Source organism: Bradyrhizobium sp. LB8.2 (assembly GCF_040548035.1).
Classification (GTDB): domain Bacteria; phylum Pseudomonadota; class Alphaproteobacteria; order Rhizobiales; family Xanthobacteraceae; genus Bradyrhizobium.
This window is the reverse complement of record NZ_JBEPQV010000028.1, coordinates 42,355-66,344: the sequence shown is the minus strand read 5'-3', so window position 1 is coordinate 66,344 and position 23,990 is coordinate 42,355. Positions and strand designations below refer to the sequence as shown.

23 protein-coding genes are annotated in these 23,990 nt (G+C 64.2%); 3 read left to right on the top strand and 20 right to left on the bottom strand.

What is annotated here, in order from left to right; genetic code table 11:
• Positions 1–753: 753 nt before the first annotated feature.
• From ABIB06_RS28430 to ABIB06_RS28410, 5 genes are all read right to left on the bottom strand, one after another.
• A complete protein-coding gene (locus tag ABIB06_RS28430; RefSeq protein WP_354069508.1) occupies positions 754–1,167 on the bottom strand; it encodes a MerR family DNA-binding protein in 414 nt (137 codons plus the stop codon).
• The gene (locus tag ABIB06_RS28425) at positions 1,148–1,726 is read right to left on the bottom strand and encodes a hypothetical protein (protein ID WP_354047954.1); all 579 of its coding nucleotides are present in this window, start codon (positions 1,724–1,726) and stop codon (positions 1,148–1,150) included. The genes ABIB06_RS28430 and ABIB06_RS28425 overlap by 20 nt, the downstream gene beginning before the upstream one ends.
• A gap of 270 nt (positions 1,727–1,996) precedes the next feature.
• Positions 1,997–2,209 carry a hypothetical protein gene (locus tag ABIB06_RS28420; protein ID WP_247349178.1) on the bottom strand — a complete coding sequence of 71 codons (213 nt, stop codon included), beginning with the start codon at positions 2,207–2,209 and terminating at the stop codon, positions 1,997–1,999.
• A gap of 153 nt (positions 2,210–2,362) precedes the next feature.
• Positions 2,363–2,539: a hypothetical protein gene (locus tag ABIB06_RS28415; protein ID WP_247349180.1), complete on the bottom strand. Its 177-nt coding sequence runs from the start codon at positions 2,537–2,539 to the stop codon at positions 2,363–2,365.
• Positions 2,540–2,642: 103 nt separating this feature from the next.
• Positions 2,643–4,379, bottom strand: a complete 1,737-nt coding sequence (locus tag ABIB06_RS28410) for an adenylate/guanylate cyclase domain-containing protein (RefSeq protein WP_354047957.1) — start codon at positions 4,377–4,379, stop codon at positions 2,643–2,645.
• Positions 4,380–4,696: 317 nt separating this feature from the next.
• Between ABIB06_RS28410 and ABIB06_RS28405 the strand changes: the two genes are divergently transcribed.
• On the top strand, positions 4,697–6,886 hold the full coding sequence (locus tag ABIB06_RS28405) for a transglycosylase SLT domain-containing protein (RefSeq protein ID WP_354047958.1): 2,190 nt from the start codon (positions 4,697–4,699) through the stop codon (positions 6,884–6,886).
• Between the two features lie 169 nt (positions 6,887–7,055).
• Here the strand turns inward: ABIB06_RS28405 and ABIB06_RS28400 are convergent, their stop codons facing one another.
• The 13 genes from ABIB06_RS28400 to eno all read right to left on the bottom strand — a co-directional run bounded on the left by ABIB06_RS28400 (position 7,056) and on the right by eno (position 20,610).
• Positions 7,056–8,024: a tripartite tricarboxylate transporter substrate binding protein BugD gene (locus tag ABIB06_RS28400; protein WP_354047960.1), complete on the bottom strand. Its 969-nt coding sequence runs from the start codon at positions 8,022–8,024 to the stop codon at positions 7,056–7,058.
• A gap of 86 nt (positions 8,025–8,110) precedes the next feature.
• Entirely contained in the window at positions 8,111–9,352 is a 1,242-nt protein-coding gene (locus ABIB06_RS28395) for a threonine synthase (RefSeq protein WP_354047962.1), read from the bottom strand.
• Between the two features lie 45 nt (positions 9,353–9,397).
• On the bottom strand, positions 9,398–10,819 hold the full coding sequence (gene lpdA / locus ABIB06_RS28390; RefSeq protein WP_354047964.1) for a dihydrolipoyl dehydrogenase: 1,422 nt from the start codon (positions 10,817–10,819) through the stop codon (positions 9,398–9,400).
• Positions 10,820–10,959: 140 nt separating this feature from the next.
• Positions 10,960–12,306 carry a pyruvate dehydrogenase complex dihydrolipoamide acetyltransferase gene (locus tag ABIB06_RS28385; RefSeq protein WP_354047966.1) on the bottom strand — a complete coding sequence of 449 codons (1,347 nt, stop codon included), beginning with the start codon at positions 12,304–12,306 and terminating at the stop codon, positions 10,960–10,962.
• Between the two features lie 62 nt (positions 12,307–12,368).
• Positions 12,369–12,821: a nucleoside deaminase gene (locus tag ABIB06_RS28380; RefSeq protein WP_354047968.1), complete on the bottom strand. Its 453-nt coding sequence runs from the start codon at positions 12,819–12,821 to the stop codon at positions 12,369–12,371.
• Positions 12,822–12,823: 2 nt separating this feature from the next.
• A complete protein-coding gene (locus ABIB06_RS28375; protein WP_247349190.1) occupies positions 12,824–13,126 on the bottom strand; it encodes a DUF5076 domain-containing protein in 303 nt (100 codons plus the stop codon).
• Positions 13,127–13,129: 3 nt separating this feature from the next.
• Positions 13,130–14,521: a pyruvate dehydrogenase complex E1 component subunit beta gene (locus ABIB06_RS28370; RefSeq protein WP_354047970.1), complete on the bottom strand. Its 1,392-nt coding sequence runs from the start codon at positions 14,519–14,521 to the stop codon at positions 13,130–13,132.
• 29 nt (positions 14,522–14,550) lie between these two features.
• Entirely contained in the window at positions 14,551–15,573 is a 1,023-nt protein-coding gene (gene pdhA, locus ABIB06_RS28365) for a pyruvate dehydrogenase (acetyl-transferring) E1 component subunit alpha (protein WP_247349192.1), read from the bottom strand.
• 316 nt (positions 15,574–15,889) lie between these two features.
• On the bottom strand, positions 15,890–16,207 hold the full coding sequence (locus tag ABIB06_RS28360) for an FtsB family cell division protein (protein WP_247349469.1): 318 nt from the start codon (positions 16,205–16,207) through the stop codon (positions 15,890–15,892).
• 105 nt (positions 16,208–16,312) lie between these two features.
• Entirely contained in the window at positions 16,313–16,864 is a 552-nt protein-coding gene (locus ABIB06_RS28355) for an NADPH-dependent FMN reductase (RefSeq protein WP_354047972.1), read from the bottom strand.
• Positions 16,865–17,040: 176 nt separating this feature from the next.
• Entirely contained in the window at positions 17,041–18,039 is a 999-nt protein-coding gene (locus ABIB06_RS28350) for an MBL fold metallo-hydrolase (protein ID WP_354047974.1), read from the bottom strand.
• Positions 18,040–18,159: 120 nt separating this feature from the next.
• The gene (locus ABIB06_RS28345) at positions 18,160–19,293 is read right to left on the bottom strand and encodes a zinc-binding dehydrogenase (protein ID WP_354047976.1); all 1,134 of its coding nucleotides are present in this window, start codon (positions 19,291–19,293) and stop codon (positions 18,160–18,162) included.
• A gap of 33 nt (positions 19,294–19,326) precedes the next feature.
• Complete coding sequence (gene eno / locus ABIB06_RS28340) at positions 19,327–20,610, bottom strand: phosphopyruvate hydratase (protein ID WP_007590612.1); 1,284 nt, start codon at positions 20,608–20,610, stop codon at positions 19,327–19,329.
• A 174-nt stretch (positions 20,611–20,784) separates the two neighbouring features.
• Between eno and ABIB06_RS28335 the strand changes: the two genes are divergently transcribed.
• Positions 20,785–21,762 carry a Vgb family protein gene (locus tag ABIB06_RS28335; RefSeq protein WP_354047978.1) on the top strand — a complete coding sequence of 326 codons (978 nt, stop codon included), beginning with the start codon at positions 20,785–20,787 and terminating at the stop codon, positions 21,760–21,762.
• Between the two features lie 51 nt (positions 21,763–21,813).
• Positions 21,814–22,266 (top strand): preQ(1) synthase, encoded by a 453-nt coding sequence (gene queF, locus ABIB06_RS28330; protein ID WP_247349203.1) that lies wholly within the window; start codon positions 21,814–21,816, stop codon positions 22,264–22,266.
• A 21-nt stretch (positions 22,267–22,287) separates the two neighbouring features.
• Here the strand turns inward: queF and ABIB06_RS28325 are convergent, their stop codons facing one another.
• Both ABIB06_RS28325 and ABIB06_RS28320 read right to left on the bottom strand, forming a co-directional pair.
• Positions 22,288–23,520 (bottom strand): HlyD family secretion protein, encoded by a 1,233-nt coding sequence (locus ABIB06_RS28325; RefSeq protein WP_247349204.1) that lies wholly within the window; start codon positions 23,518–23,520, stop codon positions 22,288–22,290.
• Complete coding sequence (locus tag ABIB06_RS28320) at positions 23,513–23,968, bottom strand: hypothetical protein (protein WP_354047980.1); 456 nt, start codon at positions 23,966–23,968, stop codon at positions 23,513–23,515. Before ABIB06_RS28320 ends, ABIB06_RS28325 begins: the two co-directional genes overlap by 8 nt.
• Positions 23,969–23,990 lie beyond the last annotated feature (22 nt).

Sequence of the window (23,990 nt, the reverse complement as noted above, 5' to 3'; positions counted from 1 at the left end):
GTCCACTTCAATTGCAGACACGCCTTCGCATCCTCGCGACGGATTCGCCCGAGCTTTGCTTCATCGCTTCACCCTCTTGTCCAGGAGGGCGCAGGGAAGGCCGGGTGCCGGCTGGCACCCACGGTCCGCTGCGCGAAGATGTAGCGCAAGGAAACCGCACAGCAGCATACAGGTGTAGCCAAATCACTCGGCCTTCCCTGCGCAGTGGCTTTACGGCGTATGCCGTGCTCTCCCGGGAGCCGAGTTCCTGTTGGCCTCCCTCGCCTTCACGAAAGTCGCGGACACCGCGCCGGTTGACGCGAATGCCGCCTCCGCCAAGGCTTGACCGTAGCAACGACGGCCAGGACCACACGGTTTTGCCGTACGCACGGCTCGCTTGTCGCCACCGGTTTCGACGACGTTGTGCACGTTGCCGCCGACCTGATGACGAGACGAACCTGACAGCGCCGCTCGTCGGCACGAAGCCTCGGGCTCACGGAGAGCAATCCGCCCTGCCCACGCCTCTCGCACCCGACGCTGTCGCGTCCACCGCACGCCCGGCTCTACGACCATCACGACACATGGCCGCCCCTCAAGGGTGAGCCGGGATGGGCGACACATACGTCAAAACCGAATTTCGGTAAAGTGGAATATTTTAGATGCGCCGGCTTGACAGAGGGGGCGAAACAGCAAGGTCCGATGGAGCGCAAGCGTGATCCGGCAAGTGCCCGATGACGGGCGAGGGGCCCCGGATTGCGCTTTCGCTCCATCGGGCTACGAGACCCCGCATCCCGGCTGCAGGATCACGCAATCCGGCGCGGCACTCCCGCAGCACGTCGCCTCGCGGCCGCTGACCAGCGCAGCTAACGTCATCTCCAGCGCGCGCAGCTCCGCAATTCTCTTCCTGATCGACGCGAGGTGCTTCTCCGCAAAAGTCTTGGTGTCGCTACAGGGCAGCCGCCGCTGAACCGATGCGAGGATGTCGCGCGTCTCGTCGATCGAGAAGTCGAGCTCGCGGCAATGCCTGACGAGACTGAGCGCCCTGAGGTCGTCGCTGCCGTAGATGCGCTGGCCTCCTTGCCGCGCCGGCGCCGTCAGAAGACCGATGCTCTCGTAGTAGCGGATCGCAGGGACGGAAATGCCGGCGGCTTTGGCGAGGACGCGGCGCTTAGGCGTTCCGCGTCGCACGGCTGAACGGATCGACCAGGCGGAGGATCTCACAGGCGGCAACGAGGCCGGCGAGCCAGACGGCGCTGGTCAACCCAATGCGCGTGACGATGACAGAGGTGAAAGCGCTCTCTCCGCCGAGGAACGGCGTCGCGGCAAGCAGCGTGAACTCGTAGGCCACGTAGGCGACCACGAGCGCGATCGCCAGCATCAGCGGCGTGCGGCCTTGCGGCAGCATGCGAAGCACGGCCGACGCCCCGGTGGTCGATAGAAGCGCGGCCGCGCCGATGACAAAGCCCCAGGCGATGGTGCTGGCGTCAAGGGGGTAGTGCAGCACGCCGAAACCGATGGTCTGGTTCACCAGCCACGCGCCGGTAACGACGAGCAGCGCCGGACCCAGCGGCAGCATCGCGGCGGCGACAACCGCAAAAGCCGCAAACGGCGTGGCGCAGGCGAACGCAAAGCTAGCAAGCGCGCATGACATGGTCAGCAGCGCGAAGCCGAACATCGGCGCAAGTCGCGGCGCGACCGGGTGAAGGCGGAAACGGTCTGCGTGGGGCGGCAGGAACTGATGGGCCATGAATGAACTCCTGGCGGCGATCCTAGCACATTTGCACTGGTTGGATCCTCCTCCCGCGGCAATTCCCAACTTCCTGATGAGGAAGGCCGAACGGCGCCTACGCTCGCCCTCTTGTCCTCGCCTCTTGTCCCTAAACGGGCGGGCTACGCCCTCTTGGGCGCTGGGCCTGAGCCCAGGCCGCGGTGACGTCGCGGGAGCCAAGTGAATCGTTCCGGTGCCAAAACACCTTCAAGGCCACGGCGGCCTCTTAAATCCAGGAAGCCGAGCAGCTCAGCGCGCACCCTTGAGGGTGCAAGAGGTGCTGCAAGTGACCGTGTTGCCGTGGTCGCACGCCTTGCAGGCGGCAACGCACTGGTTCATGTCGCGGGAATTGTAGGAGGTGTAGTTCCGCATCGCGCAGACCGGGGTCGAGCCGGTGATGTCCTGCTCCTGATTGCAGGCAGCCGTCATGAGCGCAAGGATCATCACCGCAAGGAGCCGCATGGGATCGCCCTGTGAGACACGACAAAACAATGTTTACAAGGCGCGCTGCATCGCAGCGTGCCCCGGCATTCCCACAGCGGAGAAGCACAGCAAGCGTCCCCGCATCGACATGTAGGATGCGCGCCAAGTGTTAAGAACGGATTGCAGCCGGCGTCAGGCCGCAGCCTTGGTCGCGATCGCCTGACGCATATCCAACGCCAGCTGGCGATACTGCTCCGAAAGCTTCAGATAAAATTCCCGCTTGGTGCGGTCCGTGGCGAGCTTGGCGATCAACTCGCATTCCGCGGTGAGCGTCTCGAACCGCTCCAGCCTGTCCTCAAGTTCTGTCATCGGCGTATCCCCATCAAACGCCTCAAGGACATCAAACCTAGGCCCGGGAAATAGGTCACGGCGAACATCGTTATCGAGTAGAAACAATTTTTCCCGCGGCCGGCTATTTCTGCTGCAGCCGCCAGGCGCCGTTCCAGCCTTCGTCCGGCGGATTAACCTCGAACTGCGCCAGGCGGGCGAGCAGTGCGCGCGCGGGGCCATCGCCGGGGACGGCTTCGAGCGCCGCGTTGAAGGCGGCACGCGCCTCGTCGAAGCGCCGGGCGCGATAGGCGGCGAGGCCTTCGGCGTAGTGCGAACGCAGGCTCTCATGCGCGGCAGTGAGCGCGCCTGCGCGGCCCATCACCTCGAAGACCGATTGCGGCGCGCTCTGGCCGGCGACTGCAAGACGATCGACCTCGCGCAGCTCGAGATGCGAGCCGATCGCATCCGCCGTCGCCTGCGAGATCAGGATGCGGGTGCCATAGGTCTTGTTGACGGCCTCCAGGCGCGAGGCGAGGTTCACGGCATCGCCCATCACGGTGAAGCTCATCATCAGCTCGGAGCCGATGCTGCCGGTCAGGACTTCGCCGGTGGCGATGCCGATCCGCAAATCGCACAGCGCCGGCATGGCGCGGATACCCAGCAGATCCGGCAATTGCTTCTGCAGCGCGGGCACCTGGTCGGCCATGTCGATGGCGGCAAGGCCGGCGAGCAGCGCCGGCTCGTCCTCCTCGATGAAGGGCGGGCCCCAATAGGCCATGATGGCGTCGCCGATATATTTGTCGATGATGCCGCGGTTGCTCCTGATCGGGCCGGACATCAGCGTGAAATAGTGGTTCATCACCTTGACCAGGCCGCGCGGGGTCATGCCCTCGCTCATCGAGGTGAAGCCGCTCATGTCGCAGAACATGATGGTCATGACCCGGCGCTGGCCGTCGATGGCGACTTCCGGCCGGTCGATCAGGCCCTGCACCACCTTGGGATCGATGTAGCGGCCAAAGGTCTCGCGAATGCGCTCGTTGTGCCGCAACTGCTCGATCATGCGGTTGAAGGCGGCGGCGAGCTCGCCGATCTCGTCCTGGGTCGAGACAGTGATGGTCTTGTCGAACCGGCCCGCCTCGACCTCGCGGGTGCCAGCCAGCAACAGCCGCACCGGACGCGTGATGCCGCTACTGACCAGCAGCGCAAAAGCGAATCCGACGATCGCCGCGAGCAAGGTCACGATGCCCGAAATGATCATCGCCTGACGCTGACGACCGATCACCTGCGATGTGCTGGCAAATACCTGCTTCAGCATGTCGGCGCGGATCGCATCGATCTGCTGATTGAACTGATCGCGCAACAGATCGAGATGTTCCAGCGTGCCGCGCGCTTCCGTCATCTGTTTGCCATCGACCTGCTTAAGGAGTTTTGCGTGGTCCTCGTTCAGGTCACGGCGCAGCTCGGCGACGGCGGTCTCGATGCGGGTCTCGATCCGCGCCAGCGCGGCATTGTCGGAGGCCGTTCTGGGATCGTCGATAATCGCGTTGATGAGCTTGCGCGCGCTTTCGGCCTCCTCCTCGATCCTACGGTCGGTTTCCTCGAACTCGCGAAGGCGCGCCGCATAGGCCTCTTCGTCCGACGGCGACTGCATCTTGGTCATGACCATGCGCCGCAATGCCAGTGCCCGTTCCAGCGAGCGGATGTTGGCGCGTGCCAGATGGCCATAGGCCGGGATGTAGCGATCGGTCAGCTCGTTGAGCAGGACACCGACCTGGCCCGACATCACCATCGACAGGATCGAGGTGACCAGCATCAGGACGATCAATCCGAGGGCGATGCCGACGATCTTGCGCCGGATCGACTGGTTGAAAAGTGGCATGGGTACGGAGCAAAGGCTGAAAGGATGGCTTGAGGGAACTCAGTACACCGGATTTGACGGGGGAACACGCGCAATCTGGCCATTCGCGCCGCCGTGAGCTGTGCGCAACCCTCACGCGAACCCCGAGAAGGTTAAAAAGCGGCCTTTTCCGGCGTTTCGGAAGTTCCCGCGTTCCCGATCCGTATTTTGCCGCATTGTTGAACGAGCGTGAGGAATGCGAAACGATGTGGTGGCATCGTTTTGGTGTCGTCCTTGATTCTCAAGCCGCATGTCGTCGCGGACCTTGGTTTGTAGTGGTTTCGCGGGGGGACCATCGAATGAACCAGTGCCTACGCTCGCTCGCGTGTGTCGTTGCCGTGGCCGCTTTGGCCTTCATTCCTAATGAGCTGGCAGCGAAGAGCAGTCACAAATCGTCCGCGCCGAAGAAGACGCATGAGGCGAAAGCCGGCAAGCAGCGCCATGCCTCCGCCGGCAAAGCGCGGCACGGCAAGCATGCCGAGGCCAAGCGCAAGTCCAAGAAGTCCGACGACGAGCCCTCGGACAAGCAGGCAGCCCCGCCGCTGACCGGCGATCTCGCCGCGTTGAAGGACGCCATCGACCTCGCGCGAAAGGGCAAGACGGACGATGCGAGCGCGGCGCGCGACCGCATCATTGACCCCGCCGGACAGAAACTCGCCGACTGGTTCATGCTGCGCCATTCCGAGAGCACCGCGAATTTCAAGCGCTACGCCGCCTTCCTGGCCGCCAATCCGGACTGGCCGAGCAGCGCCCTGCTCCGCCGCCGTGCCGAGGCCCGGCTGTGGCAGGAGAAGGCCGACGCGGCGACGGTGCACAAATTCACGATGGACCGGCCGACCAGCGCCAAGGGCAAGTTCGCGCTAGCCCGCGTGCTGGTGACGGAGGGCGACAGCGACAGGGCCGCACGTCTGGTGCGCGAGGCCTGGCGCACGGATGAATTGTCCGAGCGCAGCGAAGAGGATTCCTACGAAGCGTTCCGCGATCTCCTGACCGCTGAGGACCATCGCGCCCGCATGGACAAGCGCCTCGGCGCCAAGGACTACGCAGGGGCGCGGCGCGCCGCCAAGCGGCTCGGCGAGGATGCGCTCGCGATCGTCAAGGCCTGCGCCGCCGTCACCGGCAAGGTCACCAAGGCCAAGGACTATCTCGAGGACGTTCCGGCCGAGGCGCGCCGCGATCTCGGCTATGTGCTGTGCCGCGCGCAATGGCATCTCCAGAACGACCGCATCGACGACGCCGCCGAGGTGATCCTGGCCGCCGCGCCCGATACGATGGCGGCTCAGGACACCGACGCCTGGTGGCGCGAGCGCCGCCTGCTTGCGCGAAAGCTGCTCGACCAGGGCAAGTTCAAAACCGCCTATGACGTGGTGCGCTCGGCGGCGGTGCCCGCGATGGAAGTCTATCGCGTCGACTATCACTTCATGTGCGGCTGGATCGCGCAGCGCTACCTCGACGATCCCAGGGCGGCGATGATGCACTTCGCCGCGATCGACGAAGGTTCGGCCAATCCGATCGCGCTGTCGCGGGCCAACTATTGGCGCGGCCGCGCCGCCGAGGCGATGAACGCAACGGCCGATGCGCGCCTGAGCTATCAGACGGCGGCGCGCTATCCGACCGCCTATTACGGACAGCTCGCCCGCGCCAAACTCGGCCTCGACCGGATCGAGCTGCGCGCGCCCTCGCCCGTGCTGGCCGCGGCTGATACACCGCCCACGGACGAACGCGTGCGCGCCGCCGACATGCTCTACGGCGTCAATGAGCGCGACATGGTGTATTACTACGCCGAGGATTTCGCCAAGGAGAGCACCGACGTCGCGGCGCTCGAAGCGCTCGGCGAGCTCGCCGGCCGGCGCAACGACGCGCGGGTCATGCTGGAGGTCGGCAAATCAGCGCTGGCGCGCGGGCTTGCGCTCGACCACTACGCCTTCCCCACCATCGGCATTCCCGAGCACAAGCAGGTGGCGCCCGCGATCGAGACCAGCGTGATCTATTCGGTGGCGCGCACCGAAAGCTCGTTCGACCAGCGCGACAAGTCGGCGGCCAACGCAGTCGGGCTGATGCAGGTGACGCCGGAAGCCGGCCGCGATACCGCCAAGCGGTTCGGCGTGACCTATGACTGGGACAAGATGGTCTCCGACCCCGTCTACAACACGCAGATGGGCGCGGCCGAGCTCAGCGCACTTCTGTCCGAATACCGCGGCAACCAGATCATGACCTTCGCCGGCTACAATGCCGGCCGTGGCCGCGTGCGCGAATGGGTGCAGGCACGCGGTGACCCCAGGGACCCCAAGGTCGATCCGGTCGACTGGGTCGAGCGTATCCCGCTGTCGGAGACGCGCAACTACGTCCAGCGCGTGATCGAGAACGTGCTGGTCTATCGCGCACGGTTCGAGGGCAGCGGCATGGTCGCCGGCAAGAGCGATCAGCGCGTGGTGACGAAGGATGCGGCGGCCGTGGCGACGCCGGTGGGATTTACGGGAACGGAGTGAAATCCGTTTGCATCCGTTCTATCCCCTCATCCTGAGGAGCCTGCGCAGCAGGCGTCTCGAAGGGTGAAGGCCCCGCTCTCGGTTGCGGCACATCCTTCGAGACGGCCGCGATGCGGCCTGCTCAGGATGAGGTCTGTGGGTGTTGCGCTCGGAACGCAGACACCGCCCCTCAATCCACCTTGATGTTCGCGGCCTTGATGATCGGCCACCATTTCGCGATCTCGGCTTTCTGACGCGCGCCAAGCGCTTCGGGCGTGAGCTGATCCTGCGGCGTCATCTCCAGGCCCTGACTTTCCAGCTGCTTCTTCACGGCGGGATCGTTCAGCGCTTCCACGGCTGCGGCATTGAGCTTGGTGACGATCGCCTTCGGCGTACCCTTCGGCACCCACAGGCCGGACCACAGCGTCATGCTAAAACCCTTCAGCCCGGCCTCCGCCGTGGTCGGGATGTCGGGTGCCGACGACAGGCGCTTGTCGTCGGTGATGGCGTAGGCGCGAATGGTGCCGGCGCGGACCTGGTTGATGGAGTTGGAGGTCTGGTCGACGATGACGTCGATCTGGCCGGCGATGAGATCGTTCAGGGCGGGCGCGGTGCCGCGATACGGCACGTATTGCAGCTTGATACCGGAGACGCTCTCGAAATAGACTCCGGCGATGTGACTGCCGGACCCCGCGCCGGCCGTGCCCGCGGTTGCCGGCGACGGCCGCGACTTCAGCCATTCAATCAGCTCTTTCAGCGAGGTCGCGGGCACCGCGTTCTTGCTGACGACGATCATCGGGTTGCTCGGCAGCAGCACCACGGGTTCGAGGTCAGTGACGAGATCGTAGTTGAGCTTGTAGACGGCGCCGTTGGCAACGTGGGTGCCGAGATGGCCGAAGGAGATCGTGTAGCCGTCCGGCGGCGATTGCACGGCGCGGCCGACGCCGATCGACCCGCCGGCGCCGGTGACGTTCTCGATCACCAGGGCCTGGCCGAGCGACGTCCGCATCCGCTCGGCAAGCACGCGCGCCATGGCATCCGACGGCCCGCCGGCGGCGAAGGGAACGATGATGGTGATGGGACGTGAAGGATAATCGTCGGCGCGCGCGGCGCCTGCAACAGCGAGAATAGCAACCAGCGCAGCCCAAGTGGCCTTCATTGTGTTCTCCCAGCGATGACATTGTTATTTTTGTCTCTTCCCGCGTACGGGAAGAGGGCTCGTTCGCAAAGAGACGAAATGACGCGCTAGAACTGCGAATAGTCGATCGGCTTGTGGCGATCGAGCGTGCGGTCGACCTTTGGCAGCGGGTATTTCAGGCCGGTAGCGCAGTTGAACAGCATCACGCGGTCGGTCTTGCTGACACGGCCGTCGGCGAGGCTCTCCTTGTAGGCGGCGTAGGTCGCGGCGCCTTCGGGGCACAATAGCAGCCCCTCCTCGCGCGCGACCTCGTTCAGGGCCGACGAGATCTTGTCGTCGTCGACCGCGATCGCAAAGCCCTTGCTCGCGCGCACCGCGCGCAGGATCAGGAAGTCGCCGATCGCCTGCGGCACGCGGATGCCCGAAGCGATGGTGTGAGCATCCTCCCAGCGCGTCGCATGCTCGGTACCGGCCTCGTAGGCGCGCACCATCGGCGCGCAGCCCGACGCCTGCACCGCGACCATGCGCGGGCGCTTGCTTCCGATGAAGCCGATCTTCTCGAGCTCGTCGAACGCCTTCCACATGCCGATCAGGCCGGTGCCGCCGCCGGTCGGATAGAAGATCACGTCGGGCACGTCCCAGCCGAGCTGCTCGGCGAGCTCGAGGCCCATCGTCTTCTTGCCTTCGATGCGGTACGGCTCCTTCAAGGTCGAGGTGTCGAACCAGCCGACTTTCGCCTTGCCCTCGCCGACGATCTTGCCGCAATCGTCGATATAGCCGTTGACGCGGTAGACGGTCGCGCCCTGAAGCTCGATCTCGCTGACATTCACCTCCGGCGTATCGGCCGGGCAGAAGATCGTGGTCTTGATGCCGCAGGAGGTCGCATAGGCCGCGAGCGCCGCGCCGGCATTGCCGTTGGTCGGCATCGCCATGTGCTTGATGCCTAGCGCCTTGCCCATCGACACTGCCATGACCAGGCCGCGCGCCTTGAACGAGCCGGTCGGCAGCCGCCCCTCGTCCTTGACGATGATCTCGCCGCCGCCGAGCTTGGCGCCGAGCTTGGGCAGCCGGATCAGCGGCGTCGTGACCTCGCCGAGCGAGACGATGTCCTTGCATTTGCGCACCGGCAGCAGCTCGCGGTAGCGCCACATGTCGGCGGGGCGCTGGGCGAGCGCGTCCTTGGTCAGCGCCTTCTTCACGCCCGCGAGGTCGTAACGCACGAGCAGCGGCTTGCCGGCCTTGGAGAGATTGTGGACCTGATCGGCGGCGTAATGATCGCCTTCCATCGCGCATTCGAGATGGGTGACGAAGCTCGGGCGCTCGATGGTGAGGTTGTCGTTGTCCTGCATGGGCTGGTTTCCTTCTTATTTTGCGACCGGTCTCTTTGGCGGCAGTCAGATATTCAACACCCTGCCATAGGCATCCAGCACGGCTTCCTTCATCATCTCCGATAGCGTCGGATGCGGGAATACCGTGTGCATCAGCTCTTCTTCCGTGGTCTCCAGATTCATGGCGACGACGTAGCCCTGGATCAGCTCGGTGACCTCGGCACCGACCATGTGGGCGCCCAGCAGTTGGCCCGTCTTCTTGTCGAAGATCACCTTGACCAGGCCCTGGTCCTCGCCGAGCGCGATCGCCTTGCCGTTGCCGACGAAGGGGAAGCGGCCGACGCGGATCTCGCGGCCGTTCTCCTTGGCCTTGGCTTCGGTGAGACCGACGGAGGCCACTTGCGGCTGGCAATAGGTGCAGCCCGGGATCAGGTTCTTGTCCATGGCATGCGGGTGCAGGCCCTTGATCGCCTCGACGCAGATCACACCTTCATGCTCGGCCTTGTGCGCGAGCATTGGGGGACCCGCGACGTCGCCGATGGCATAGATGCCGGGGACGTTGGTATTGCCGTAACCGTCGATCACGATGACGCCGCGATCGGTTTTCACGCCGAGCTTTTCGAGGCCGAGATTCTCGATATTGCCGACGACGCCGACGGCCGAGATCACCCGCTCGAACTCGGTCGTGACAGGCTTGCCGTTGCCGTCGTCGATGGTGGCGACGACGCTGTCGGCCTTCTTCTCCAGCTTCGTGACCTTGGTCGAGGACATGATTTTGATGCCCTGCTTCTCGAAACGCTTGCGGGCAACGCCGGCAATCTCGGCGTCCTCGACCGGCAGGATCTGCGGCAGCACCTCGACCACGGTGACCTCGGAGCCCATGGTGTGGAAGAACGAGGCGAATTCGATTCCGATCGCGCCGGAGCCGACCACCAGCAGCGATTTCGGCATCCGCTCGGGCACCATCGCCTCGAAATAGGTCCAGATCAGCTTCTTGTCGGGCTCGAGCCCCGGCAGCACGCGCGGCCGCGCGCCGGTCGCGACGATGATGTGCTTGGCCTGATACGTCCCCTCGCCCAGCGTACCCTTCGGGCCCTCGACGTCGGACTTCTTCACGGTGACCTTCCCGGGCGCGTCGATCGAAGCCGCGCCCCAGATCACGCTCACCTTGTTCTTCTTCATCAGGAAGCCGACGCCGTCGTTGAGCCGCTTCGAGACGCCGCGCGAGCGCTGCACCACCGCCTTCGGGTCGAACGAGACCTTCTCCGCCGACAGGCCGTAATCCCCGGCGTGCTGCATGTAGTGATAAATCTCGGCCGAGCGCAGCAGCGCCTTGGTCGGGATGCAGCCCCAGTTCAGGCAGATGCCGCCGAGATAGGATTTTTCGACGATCGCGACCTTGAAGCCGAGCTGGGCGGCGCGGATCGCGGTGACATAGCCGCCGGGACCGGAGCCGATGATGATGATGTCGAAGGATGTATCGGCCATGCTTTGCGTTCGTTCCCGTTCAACCGGTCTCAATGTTCGAGACCGTCATTGCGAGGAGCTCTTGCGACGAAGCAATCCAGTCTGCCGGTCACGTCCTGGATTGCTTCGCTTCGCTCGCAATGACGACGCGAATTTTCTCGTCACACCATCATCATGACGGGATTTTCGATCAGTTGTTTGAAGGCACCGATCAGCTCGGCGCCGAGAGCCCCGTCGATGGCGCGGTGATCGCAGGACAAGGTCACGCTCATCATGTTCGCGATCTCGATCTTGCCGCCGCGCACCACAGGCCGCTCCTCGCTGGTGCCGACCGCGAGGATGGTCGCATGCGGCGGATTGATCACGGCGGTGAAGTGGCTGATGCCGAACATGCCGAGGTTGGAAACGGCCGTGGTGCCGCCCTGATACTCCTCGGGCTTCAGCTTGCGCGAGCGGGCGCGTGTCGCAAAATCCTTCATCTCGTTGGAGATGGTCGAGAGCGTCTTGGTCTCGGCCTTGCGGATGATCGGCGTGATCAGGCCGCCGGGCATCGCCACCGCAACGCCGACGTCGGAATGGTGGTGCTTGACCATGCCGGATTCGGTCCAGCTCACATTGCAGTTCGGGATTTTCTGAAGCGCGACCGCCATCGCCTTGATGACGAAGTCGTTGACCGAGATCTTGTAGAGCGGCTTCTTCTCCTTGTCCTTCGGCGCGGCGGCGTTGATCTGCTCGCGTGCGGCGAGCAGCTTGCCGATGTCGCAATCGATGGTGAGGTAGAAGTGCGGGACGTTCTGGATCGACGCGGTCAGGCGCTGGGCGATCGTGCGGCGCATGCCGTCATGCGGGACGACCTCGTAGGAGCCCGGCTCGAACAGCGACAGGATCTGCTTGTCCGACATGGTCGGCGCGATCGAGGGCGCACCTGACGACGCCGCCGCTTGTGCCTTGAGGCCCTTGCCGGACTTGGCCAGCTCGACGTCGCGCGCGACAACGCGACCGTGCGGGCCGGTGCCGGTCACCATCGCAACATCGACGCCGGCGTCCTTGGCGAGTCGACGCGCCAGCGGCGAGGAGAACACGCGGCCGCCATGGCCGTTGCCCTGCGCAGCCGGTGCGGCGGCAGCTTTCGCCGCGGGAGTAGCGGCGGGCGGCGGCGCAGCCTTGGGCGGCGCAGACTTGGGCGCGGCAGGCGTTGGCGCCGGTGCTTCGGCAGCTGCGGCCGACGCGCCGGGCTTGGCGGCACCTGCCGCTTTCACGTCCTCGCCCTCGCCGGCCAGCACCGCGATCACGTCATTGACGGGGACATCCTGCGTGCCCTCGGGCACCAGGATCTTGGCGATCGTGCCCTCGTCGATGGCCTCGACCTCCATGGTCGCCTTGTCGGTCTCGATCTCGGCAATGACGTCGCCGGATTTGACCTTGTCGCCTTCCTTCTTCAGCCATTTGGCGAGGTTGCCCTTCTCCATCGTTGGCGAAAGAGCGGGCATCAGGATGTTGATGGGCATGCTGACCTCACGAAGAACTTCTCAAAATGCCGTCCCCGGAAGCGAGGACGAACAGACCAGGTTTAGTTGCCGATGTCGCCCTGCCACAGGCGCTCATTGGCAGGATTGGAACGCCAATTCTTCATCATGGTGATGGAGCGGTCGTCCGCAAGATCAATCCAGGGGATGCCGAACTTGTCGAGGATGTCCTTGGAGCCCGGGAAGGTGACGGATTCCCCGATCACCACCAGTTGGACCTTGAACAGAGCGAGCGCGCCGGCGCACATCGAGCACGGCGACAGCGTGGTGTACATGACGGTGTCGTGGAACGAGATCACGCCGGCTTGGCGCAGGCAGCTCATCTCGCCGTGCAGGATGACGTTCTTTTCCTGCACGCGGTTGTTGTGGCCGCGGGCGATGACCTTGTTGTCGCGGGTCAGCACGGCGCCGATCGGCAGGCCGCCTTGCGCGATCGAGGCTTCCGCCTCGCGGATCGCCTCCAGCATGAGATCGAAATGATAGGATTCGATCGCCACGGTCAGTGTCCCTTCCCGCGCGGCGTCGTGGTGCCGGTGTCGGTGGGACGCTCGATCTCGGCCTGGAACATCTCGATGATCCGGGTCAGCGCATCCTCCTCGGTGTATTCGCTCTCGCGCGCATAGGCGCGCGCGGCGTGACGGGCGAGATCGACGAGCAGCAGGCCCCACATGTCGGGCTCGTCGAAGGCCCGCTGGAACGCCATCGACAACCCGCCGTCCAGCACGAACACGCGCAGAATCTCGACCGCGTCGTCGCGGTCGAGGACGTCGGGTGGCAATGGCTGCTCCTTCGGACCCGCCATGGCCTACCTGTAGCAGACGGCTTTGGCGGCCTCGACCACTTCGGCTGCCGAGGGCAGCGCGAGCTTCTCCAGGTTCGCGGCATAGGGCATCGGCACGTCCTTGCCGGTGACGCGGGCAACCGGCGCATCCAGATAGTCGAAGGCGTTCTCCATGATGCGCGCGGCGATTTCGGCGCCGACGCCGCTCTGGGCCCAGCCCTCTTCCACTGTGACGGCGCGGCCGGTCTTCTTGACGGAATTGATGATGGTCTCGGTGTCCATCGGACGCAGCGTGCGCAGGTCGATCACCTCGGCCTCGATGCCGTCCTTGGCGAGTTCGTCGGCGGCCTTCAGCGCGTAGCTCATGCCGTTCGACCACGAGATGATCGTGACGTGGCTGCCCGAGCGCACGATGCGCGCCTTGCCGATCGGGATCACGAAGTCGTCGAGCTTCGGCACTTCGCCAGTGTGCCCGTAGAGCATCTCGTTCTCGAGAAAGATTACCGGGTTGGGATCGCGGATCGCAGCCTTGAGCAGGCCCTTGTAATCAGCGGCCGAGAACGGCGCGACGACCTTGAGGCCCGGGACATTGGAATACCAGGACGCATAATCCTGGCTGTGCTGGGCGGCGACGCGCGCGGCCGCGCCGTTGGGCCCGCGGAACACGATCGAGCAGCCCATCTGGCCGCCGGACATGTAGAGCGTCTTGGCCGCGGAGTTGATGATCTGGTCCATCGCCTGCATGGCGAAGTTGAAGGTCATGAACTCGACGATCGGCCTCAGGCCGGTCATCGCGGCACCGACACCAACGCCTGCAAAACCGTGCTCGGTGATCGGCGTGTCGATGACGCGCTTGGCGCCGAATTCCTGCAACAGGCCCTGGGTGACCTTGTAGGCGCCCTGATATTCGGCGACCTCTTCGCCCATCACGAAAACGTCGGGGTCGCGGCGCATCTCTTCGGCCATGGCGTCGCGCAACGCTTCGCGGATGGTCTGCGTCACCATCTCGGTACCGGCGGGCACTTCGGGATCTGGCTCGGCGACGGCCTGCGGCGCGGACGGCGCAGCCTTGGGCGCGGGTGCCTCGGCCTTTGCGCCGGCAGGCGGCGCAGATTCAGCGGCCTTCTGCTGCTGGGTCGGCGCGGGCGCCTTGGCGAGATCGGCGGCACTCTCGCCATCGGCCAGAATCATCGCGATCGGCGTGTTCACGGCAACGTCGGCGGTTCCCTCGGGTATCAGGATCTTGCCAAGCGTACCCTCGTCGGTCGCCTCGACCTCCATGGTCGCTTTGTCGGTCTCGATCTCGGCGATGACATCGCCGGACTTGATCGTCTCACCCTCTTTTTTCAGCCATTTGGAAAGGTTGCCCTTTTCCATCGTGGGCGACAACGCGGGCATCAGCACTTGAATTGGCATATCGGCTCCAAAAGAAAGCTTGCGCGCGTTCAGCGGTAAATGTCGGTCCAGAGCTCGGCGGCATCCGGCTCGGGATCATGCTGGGCGAAATCGGCGGACGCGTTGACGATGTCGCGCACCTCGGCGTCGATCGCCTTCAGATCCTGCTCGCTGACCTTGGCGGCCAACAGGCGGTTGCGCACCTGCTCGATCGGATCCTGGTCGTGGCGGACTTTCTCGACCTCCTCGCGCGTTCTGTACTTTGCGGGATCGGACATCGAGTGGCCGCGATAGCGGTAGGTCTGCATCTCCAGGATGAAGGGGCCCTTGCCGGCGCGGCACCATGCCGCCGCCTCGTCGCCGGCGGCCTTGACGGCACGGACGTCCATGCCGTCGACCTGCTGGCCGGGAATGTTGAAGGAAGCGCCGCGCTTGGAGAAATCCTGCTGCGCCGAGGCGCGCGAGACCGAAGTGCCCATGGCGTAGCGGTTGTTCTCGATGACATAGATCACCGGCAGCTTCCACAGCTCCGCCATGTTGAAGCTCTCATAGACCTGGCCCTGATTGGCCGCGCCATCGCCGAAATAGGCGACGCTGACATTGCCGTTGCTGCGATAGCTGTTGGCGAAAGCAAGCCCGGTGCCGAGCGAGACCTGGGCGCCGACGATGCCGTGACCGCCGTAAAAGTGCTTCTCCTTGCTGAACATGTGCATGGAGCCGCCCTTGCCCTTGGAATAGCCGCCGCGGCGGCCCGTGAGTTCGGCCATGACGCCGTTGGCCTCCATGCCGGTGGCGAGCATGTGGCCGTGATCGCGATAGCCGGTGATGACCTGATCGCCCTGCTTCAGGGCCATCTGCATTCCGACCACCACAGCCTCCTGGCCGATATAGAGATGGCAGAAGCCGCCGATCGCGCCCATGCCGTAGAGCTGGCCGGCCTTTTCCTCGAACCGCCGGATCAGGAGCATGTCGCGGAGCGCCTTGAGCTCCTGCTCCCTGCTGAATTCCGGAGGCGAACCGCCGTCGGTCTTGTCCTGTGCAGTGCTTGCGGCGGCTTTCTTGGGTGCGGCCATGGGAATTCCGGGTCAGAGAAAACTTCAGCCCTCTCTAACCCAACTCAAACGCCCTTGGAAAGCACCGCGGCGATGCGGCGCAAGTTTCGTTATGCCGCACCGCAACGTGGTCGAAATATTGCACAATGTTTGGCGCTGATCGGGCAACATTAGCTCCGATCACTCACGCTACGGTGTGTGGAGTACCAGATAGCAGACATGCTGACGTCATCCGCACGACGGCAACGCGCTTCGCGCTTGTCCCGATCGCGCCGGATCGATGGAATCAGTGACTGGCTGCGTGCTCGCGAAGGCGCGTCGCCAGCGCCGACGTGCGTTAGTTCGCCGGGATCATCCGGACGAGATCGCGCGGATTGACGTAGTCGAGCTGGAAGCGCGCCCGCTCGTCGAGCATGTCGGGATCGATCTTCGCAGAGCGCAGCAGCGAAACGCGCTGCTCGCTCCTGGCACGCTCGCGCTTGAGCTGCGCCAGCTCGCTGGTCAGCGCGACGATCTCCTGGTCGAGCTCCTGGCGGGCGTTGAGGCCGTATTTGCCGGTATAGGCGTTGACGCCGAAATAGCCGACGATGGCGGCCGCCATCGCATAGAGGGCGAGACCGGTCAGGATCGATTTCAGGCGCGCGCGGGAGACCATCCTGGGAAGATGGGACAGGTTGGTTAAGGGCGTGCTAATTGCCGCCACTCCTACCGGCAATTGGCATGCCCGGGCCTGTCCGGGCATGCCAAGGATCGAGCGGCCTCAGCCGTGATGCTTCGCCACGTGCATCGCAAACGCGTCGATATAGGCCTGGAGCACGGGCTTCAGGGAGTCCTTGGTCAAATTGCCGTCGGCATCGAAGGCGTCGCCGACCGCGTTCAAATAGGCTTCCGGCTGCTGCATGATCGGGCCGGAAATACCCGGCAGGATGTTCTGGAGCGTCTTGGCGGCGCTGACGCCGCCGAGCGGGCCTGGCGAATTCGAGATGATGCCGACCGGTTTGCCGTTGAACGAGCTCTTGCCATAGGGCCGCGAGGCGACGTCGATCGCGTTCTTCAGCACGCCCGGGATCGCGCGATTGTATTCCGGCGTGACGAAGATAACGCCGTCCGACTTCTGGATCTTTTCGCGCAAAGACAACCAGTCGGCCGGCGGCGCGCCCTCGAGGTCCTGGTTGAAGAACGAGACGCCAGCCGGTGTGATGACCTCGAGCTTGAGGGAGGCCGGCGCCAGCTTGGCAAGCGCATTGGCGATCTTCAGCGAAAAGCTGTCCTTGCGCAGGCTGCCGGCGATCGTGACGATATTGTAGGCCATGGAATGTCCTCAGAGCTTGAGCGGGAGTGCCGGGGCGGCACTTAAGCCATCTCGAGCGATGGATGCAAGTGCATGGACCAGATCGATTTGGAAACGCTGAGTTTCTGAAACAGCCGCCCAAAACAATCAGGCCGCCAAGTGGCGGCCTGATCTTTCGTACAAATCTGCAACCCGGCTCAGATCGTCGGGTTCCACGCCGACGGGATCAGGCGATATTTGGCGCCATCCTTCTCGACATGACCTACCGAGGGGAAGGTGAAGTGGAAGCCGATCACGGTCGCCTTCTCGGCCGCCGCCATGTCGTAGAATTTGTGGCGGGTTGCTTGTGCCAGCGGGCCATCCGTGTCGAACGCGACATGCCAGTCCGGATTGCGAACGAAGAATTCCGGAATGTTGGTGACATCCGACTGGATCAGCACCTTGGCATCGCCGGACGCCACCGCGAACGAGGTGTGACCCGGCGTGTGGCCGGGCGTCGCGATCGAGGTGATGCCGGGCGCGACCTCCTTGCCCCAATCGTACTTCGTCACCTTGGATTCGAGGCCGGCAAACGTCTTCTTCACGTTGGCGAAGTAGTTCTTCATCATCGGATTGGACTCGGCCTTGGCGGCGTTGTCCTCGCTGGTCCAGAACTCCCAATCCTTGCCCGGCACCATGATCTCCGCATTCGGGAAAGCGAGCGCGCCGTCGGCGAGACGAATGCCGTTGGTATGATCAGGATGCAGATGCGAGAGCAGCACGACGTCGATGCTCTTGGGGTCGACGCCGGCGGCCTGGAGGTTCTGCAGCGTGCGACCGACCGCGCCCTTGCTCGGCTCGAGATTGGCAACGCCGTTGCCGGCATCGATCAGCACGAGCTTGGAGCCGGTGTTGATGAGCTGCGGATTGAACGGCACCGTGACCATGCCCTTCGGCATGTAGGCAGCCTCGCCTGCGGCCAGCGCTTCCTCCTTCGGCGCGTTGACGACGAACTTGTCCGGCATCGGGAACGTGCGCGCGCCGTCATTGATCGAGGTGCACTCGTAGCTGCCGACCTTGTAGCGATAGAAGCCCGGCGCCTGCGTCCCGGCTTGCGGCACTGCGGCATTGGCAATGGTCGGCCGGAGGCCGGTTACGGCAGCCGCACCGACGGCGGCGGCGCCTGCGAGCAGATGGCGGCGATTGAGATCGGTCATGGAGAGGTCCCCTTCTGAGCGCGCCTTGCGGTTTTTCCGCTTTCAATGGCGGCGGAATAATCTCCCGCTTCGCTCAGAAGGCAAGACCTTCTTTCGGTGACGTGCCGTCGCACGTCACGATTATTTATTTGGGTTGATGAGGAATTTTTCGCCGGTCGCGCGTTTGGCGTACACCGCAATGTTGGCCGGATCGAGCGCCTCGGAAAGCGACACCACCTTGGTGTAGTGGCTGGCAAACGTGGTCTTCAGTTCGTCGACGACGCGCTGGCGCAGCTTGGCCCCGTCCGCCTGCCCGATCTTCATCAGGAACGGAAACAGCAGCCAGCCGCCGACGCCCCAGGCCATGCCGAAGCCGCGCGGCAGTTCGATCGGGCGGATATCGAGCGCGCCGTAGACATAGACCTGCTTGTGCACGTTGGAGCCGTAACGGCTGTATTCCTTCGCGCTCTTGTTGATTGCGACTTCCATGCAGTTGAGGATGTCGCCGGCGAGCTTGCCGCCGCCGATGGCGTCGAAGGCAATGGTGGCGCCGGTCTCGACCAGCGCATTGGTGAGATCGCCGAGGAAGCTCGGCGCGGAGGAATCGACGACATATTTGGCGCCGATCTTGTGCAGAATGTCGGCCTGCTCCTTGCTGCGAACGATGTTGACCAGCGGGATGCCGTCCTTGATGCAGATCTTGTTGAGCATCTGGCCGAGATTGGAGGCGGCCGCGGTGTGCACTAGCGCCTTGTGACCTTCGCGACGCATGGTCTCGGTCATGCCGAGCGCGGTGAGCGGATTGACAAAGCAGGAGGCACCTTCGGCCGGCGTGGTGCCTTCGGGCAGCGGCAGGCACTCGCGCACTTTCAACGTACGATACTGCGCATACATCGCGCCGCCGATCATGGCGACGGTCTTGCCCATCAGCGCCTTCGCGGCCTCCGATGAGCCGGTCCTGATCACGACGCCCGCGCCTTCGTTACCAACCGGCATGGACTCGTCGAGCCGGCCTGCCATCGCCCGCATCGCGCCTTCCGGCACCTTCGCGGTGATGACGGGGGCATCCTTGCCGCCAGAAGCCTTCGCCGTGCTCATATCGGCTGCCCCGATCAGGAGCCCGAGGTCGGACGGATTGATCGGCGCCGCCTCGACGCGGACGACGACTTCGTCCGGGCCGGGTTCGGGGGTCGGCACGTCCAGAAGCGAGATCTCGAGTTCACCGCTCTTCTTGATCAGCGAACGCAGTTGCAGGCCGGTGTTGCCGTCGCTCATGTCGATCCTCCCCTGTTTTGTCGAGACGCTGGCTTATGCCAGTGCCTTCAATGCCGCCTTGCCGCCATAGAGCGCCTGCTTGCCGAGCTGCTGCTCGATGCGCAGGAGCTGGTTGTATTTGGCGGTGCGATCTGAACGCGCAAGGGAGCCGGTCTTGATCTGACCGCAATTGGTGGCGACCGCGAGGTCGGCGATGGTGGAATCCTCGGTCTCGCCGGAACGGTGCGACATCACCGAGGTGTAGCCGGCCTTGTGTGCCATCTCGACGGCGGCGAGCGTCTCGGTCAGCGTGCCGATCTGGTTGACCTTGATCAGGATAGAGTTGGCCCGTCCCGCCTTGATGCCTTCGGCGAGGCGCTTGACGTTGGTGACGAAGAGATCGTCGCCGACGAGCTGGCACTTCTTGCCGACGAGGTCGGTGAGCTCCTTCCAGCCGTCCATGTCATCTTCCGACATGCCGTCCTCGATGGTCACGATCGGATAGCGCGAGACGAGGTCGGCAAGGTACTTGGCCTGTTCGGAGATCGAACGGGTCTTGCCCTCGCCTTCATAGACGTACTTGCCGTCCTTGAAGAACTCGGTCGAGGCGCAGTCGAGGCCGATGACGATGTCGGAGCCTGCCTTGTAGCCGGCCTTGCCGATCGCGTTCATGACAAACTCGAGCGCGGCGTCCGCCGACGGCAGGTTCGGGGCAAAGCCGCCCTCGTCGCCGACATTGGTGTTGTGGCCGGCCTTCTTGAGCTCCGACTTCAGCGTATGGAAGACCTCGGCGCCGTAGCGCAGGCCTTCGGCGAACGACGACGCGCCCACGGGGAGGATCATGAACTCCTGGAAGTCGATCGGGTTGTCGGCGTGCATGCCGCCATTGATGATGTTCATCATCGGCACCGGCAAGAGGCGCGCCGAGGTGCCGCCGACGTAACGGTAGAGCGGCATGTCGAGCGAGTTCGCGGCCGCCTTGGCGCAGGCGAGCGAGACGCCGAGGATGGCGTTGGCGCCCAGCCGGCTCTTGTTCGGCGTGCCATCGAGGTCGATCATGATCTGGTCGAGCTGGGCCTGCTGCTCGACATCGAGACCGCTCAGGGCCTCGAAGATCTCGCCGTTGACGGCGCCGACCGCCTTGGTGACGCCCTTGCCGAGATAGCGGGCCTTGTCGCCGTCGCGCAGTTCCACCGCCTCATGGGCGCCGGTGGAGGCGCCGGACGGCACGGCAGCACGGCCAAGCGCGCCATCTTCCAGCACGACGTCGACCTCGACCGTGGGATTGCCCCGGCTATCGAGAATTTCGCGGCCGATGATGTCGATGATGGCGGTCATGATGTGCACTTCCGTTCGTTGGGGCTGATCGGTGCCGCGGGTCTTACACGGAGCGCAAGCAAATGTGAACGCTTGGAGGGCCGGCTTCGACTGGCGTGTGGGGCGTCCGGGACTATGCTTGACGGCACCTGGTCCGCGCGCAAACCCTCAATCTGAAACAGTCGGGGTAACGCCATGAATCGCCGCCAGTTTCTTGCCTCGAGCGCCGCCCTATTCGCGGCCCGCCCAAGTTTTGCGCAGGAAGGCCCGTTCCGGACAAAATACTACCCCATCAGCCCCGGCATCGGTCTGCACGACCTCGCTCCCGCCCCTGATGGCACGGTCTGGTTTACGGCCCAGGGCAAGGGCCTGCTCGGCAGGCTCGATCCGAACGATGGCAGCTATAAGACGGTCAGCCTCGGCGAGGGCGCCGCTCCGCACGGCGTGACCATCGGCCCCGACGGCGCGCCCTGGATCACCGAAGGCGGCCAGAATGCGATCGCCCGCGTCGACCCTTCCGACCTCAAGGTCACGCTGTTCCGCCTGCCCGAAAAGTTCGCCTACGCCAACCTCAACACCGGCGTGTTCGACAAGGCCGGCATCTATTGGTTCACCGGACAGTCCGGCTATTACGGCCGGCTCGCGCCGAACTCGGGCGGCATGGACGTGTTCAGGGCGCCCAAGGGCGTCGGCCCTTACGGCATCACCGTCACGCCCAAGGGCGACGTCTGGTACGCCTCGCTCGCCGGCAGCTATATCGCCAAGATCGATCTGGCGACCGGCAATGCCGCTGTAGTCGAGCTGCCGACGCCGGGCCAGGGCTCGCGGCGCGTCTGGTCCGACTCGAACAGCCGGATCTGGGTCAGCGAGTGGAACAGCGGCCACGTCTCCGTGCACGATCCCGCGGGAGCCTCCTGGAAGACCTGGAAGCTGCCGGGCGAACGTCCCCGCACCTACGCGGTCTATGTCGACGACAGGGACAAGGTCTGGCTGACCGATTTCTCCGCCAACGCCATCGTCCGCTTCGATCCCGCCACCGAAAAGTTCAACGTGTTCGCCAGCGACAAGGCCAATGCCAATGTGCGCCAGCTCGACGGCAGGCCGGGCGAGCTCTGGGGCTGCGAGTCCGGCAACGACCGGATCATCATGATCCAGACGATCGCCGCCGGTTGACGGCCGCGGCGTTTGCGTCCATCCCGGCATCCGAAACAGGATGTGACGACGATGGCGAAGAAATCTCTTCAGCTCGGCCGTGCGGTCGAATGGCCGCACACGCCGGAAGAAGCTCAGCTCGACCGTGTGCCGAATCCGCAGGCGGGCACGGACTATCTGGTGCGCTTCACCGTGCCGGAATTCACCTCGCTCTGCCCGGTCACGGGACAACCGGATTTCGCACATCTGATGATCGACTACGCCCCCGGCCAATGGCTGCTGGAGTCGAAGTCGCTGAAGCTCTACATCGCGAGCTTCCGCAATCACGGCGCCTTCCACGAGGACTGCACCGTGATGATCGGCAAGCGCATCGCGAGTGAGATCAAGCCGAAGTTCTTGCGCATCGGCGGCTACTGGTATCCGCGCGGCGGCATCCCGATCGACGTGTTCTGGCAGACCGGCCGCGCGCCGAAGGGCCTGTGGCTGCCCGAGCAGGGCGTCGCGCCTTATCGCGGGCGGGGCTAATCTTTGGCCGCTGCGGGCGGGTCAATGCCCGCTCAGCACCAGCGTCTGGATCGGCAACAGCAGGGCCTGAATCCGCAACAGCATGGCGTGCACAAGCCCGGTCGCATCGACGACATGCAATCCGAAGCTCTTGAACGAACCGAGCTTCCCTGACGAGATCAGTTCGTGATTGCTGGTGTAGGCGTTGGCGACACAACTGCTGCCGGGCGTCACGCCCTCCAGCCCGCCCTTGTAGATCGGCTCCATGAAAACGAGAATGGTGCCGGGCCGCACGACCTGCTGCGCCTCGACCAATTGTTCACCGCCCCTGAACTGGCCGGCCGCGATGTAGTCCTGCACACCGGTAATCACCATCGGGATGATCGTCCACGGCTTGGAAATGCAGGTGGCCTCGGCCACCATTCCGATCTTCAAGACCTGGGCCTCGATCTGCCCAAACCCTGCCATGAGAGCACGCCGTCCTGCACCCTGCGGGATCAGGACGCCGGCCGTGCGCATATTTGGCGTAACGATGTCACCTGGCCTCAGTCCAAATTGCTCTACCCGCCCGTCGACGCCGGCCCGAATGAAGGTTTTGTCCAGATCGACCTGCGCCTCGGCCAATGCGGCCTCGGCGCTTGCCTTCTCCGCCGGTAGCAGAGCGCTCAGCCGCGTCGTCGCGGATTGCTTGGAAGCGGTCGCCGCGTCTAGAGTGCCCTGGCGACCCGCAACGGCCACACCGAGCTTTTCGATGTCGCGCTGCGGAACGATTCCGGGGTTGCGCTTCTGCAATTCAGTCTTGGTATCGAGTTCGTCCTGAGCCTGCTGCAGCGAACCCTTTGCCTCCTGAAGCTGGCCTTCCGCCTTCATGACATCGGCCTGCGCGGCCAGCATGGCGGCGTCGATTTCGGCGATCTTGCGCTTGGCCGTCAGGAGCGACGCTTCCTGCTTGGCGCTGTCCAGCCTGAAAATCACCTCGCCTTGCTTGACGTCCGCACTGACGTCGACATGAACCTCGGCAACCCGGCCGTTGACTTCGGTCATGATCGGGACAGTCCGATAGAACAACGTCGCCGACGAGGTCGATGGATGAAAATAGAAGATCATCGTGATGAGCGAGACCGTAAGCATCAGGCAGGCGATGATGCCAAATCGCAGCTCGAACCAGACCGAATAGAGCGTGATTTCGTGCCCGATGCGCTTTCCCTGCCGATAACGGCGATAGAGATAGTCCGGAAATATCGTCAGGAGGGAACAGAGAAGCAGCTCAAGCATGGCTGGCCACTTCGCTCTTGGCGCTCTCGGCCTTGGCATTGCTTCCTGCGGAAGGCTGCGCGGCAACGGTTTCACCTGGCGGCTCGGTCGGATCCTGCCCGGGCGCGACGCCGGCCATCTTCTCGACCGACCCGGCAATCTTGCGTAGCGGCGTGCTGAAGTCCGGCAGATCGATCATGGCGAGGAACAGGCCGATCACCCAGAACAGGTGGTTATGCGTGAACAACGCCAGCAGCCCCAGCACGGCCACGATTTCAAACTGGAATTTCTGCGACTTGTGAGCCATCCGCTCCGGCATCGTATGCAGGTGCAAATAGAGATTCCCGACCGCGAGAACGGCGCCGATCAGGACAATGCCGACGACGACCATCAGGACGTCGGTTTCTCCAGGCGCGGTGATGAAGGAAGGCAGGTTATGGGGGGCCGCGGGATGTAGCAATTCACTCACGCGCCTCTCCCTGAAATTGCAT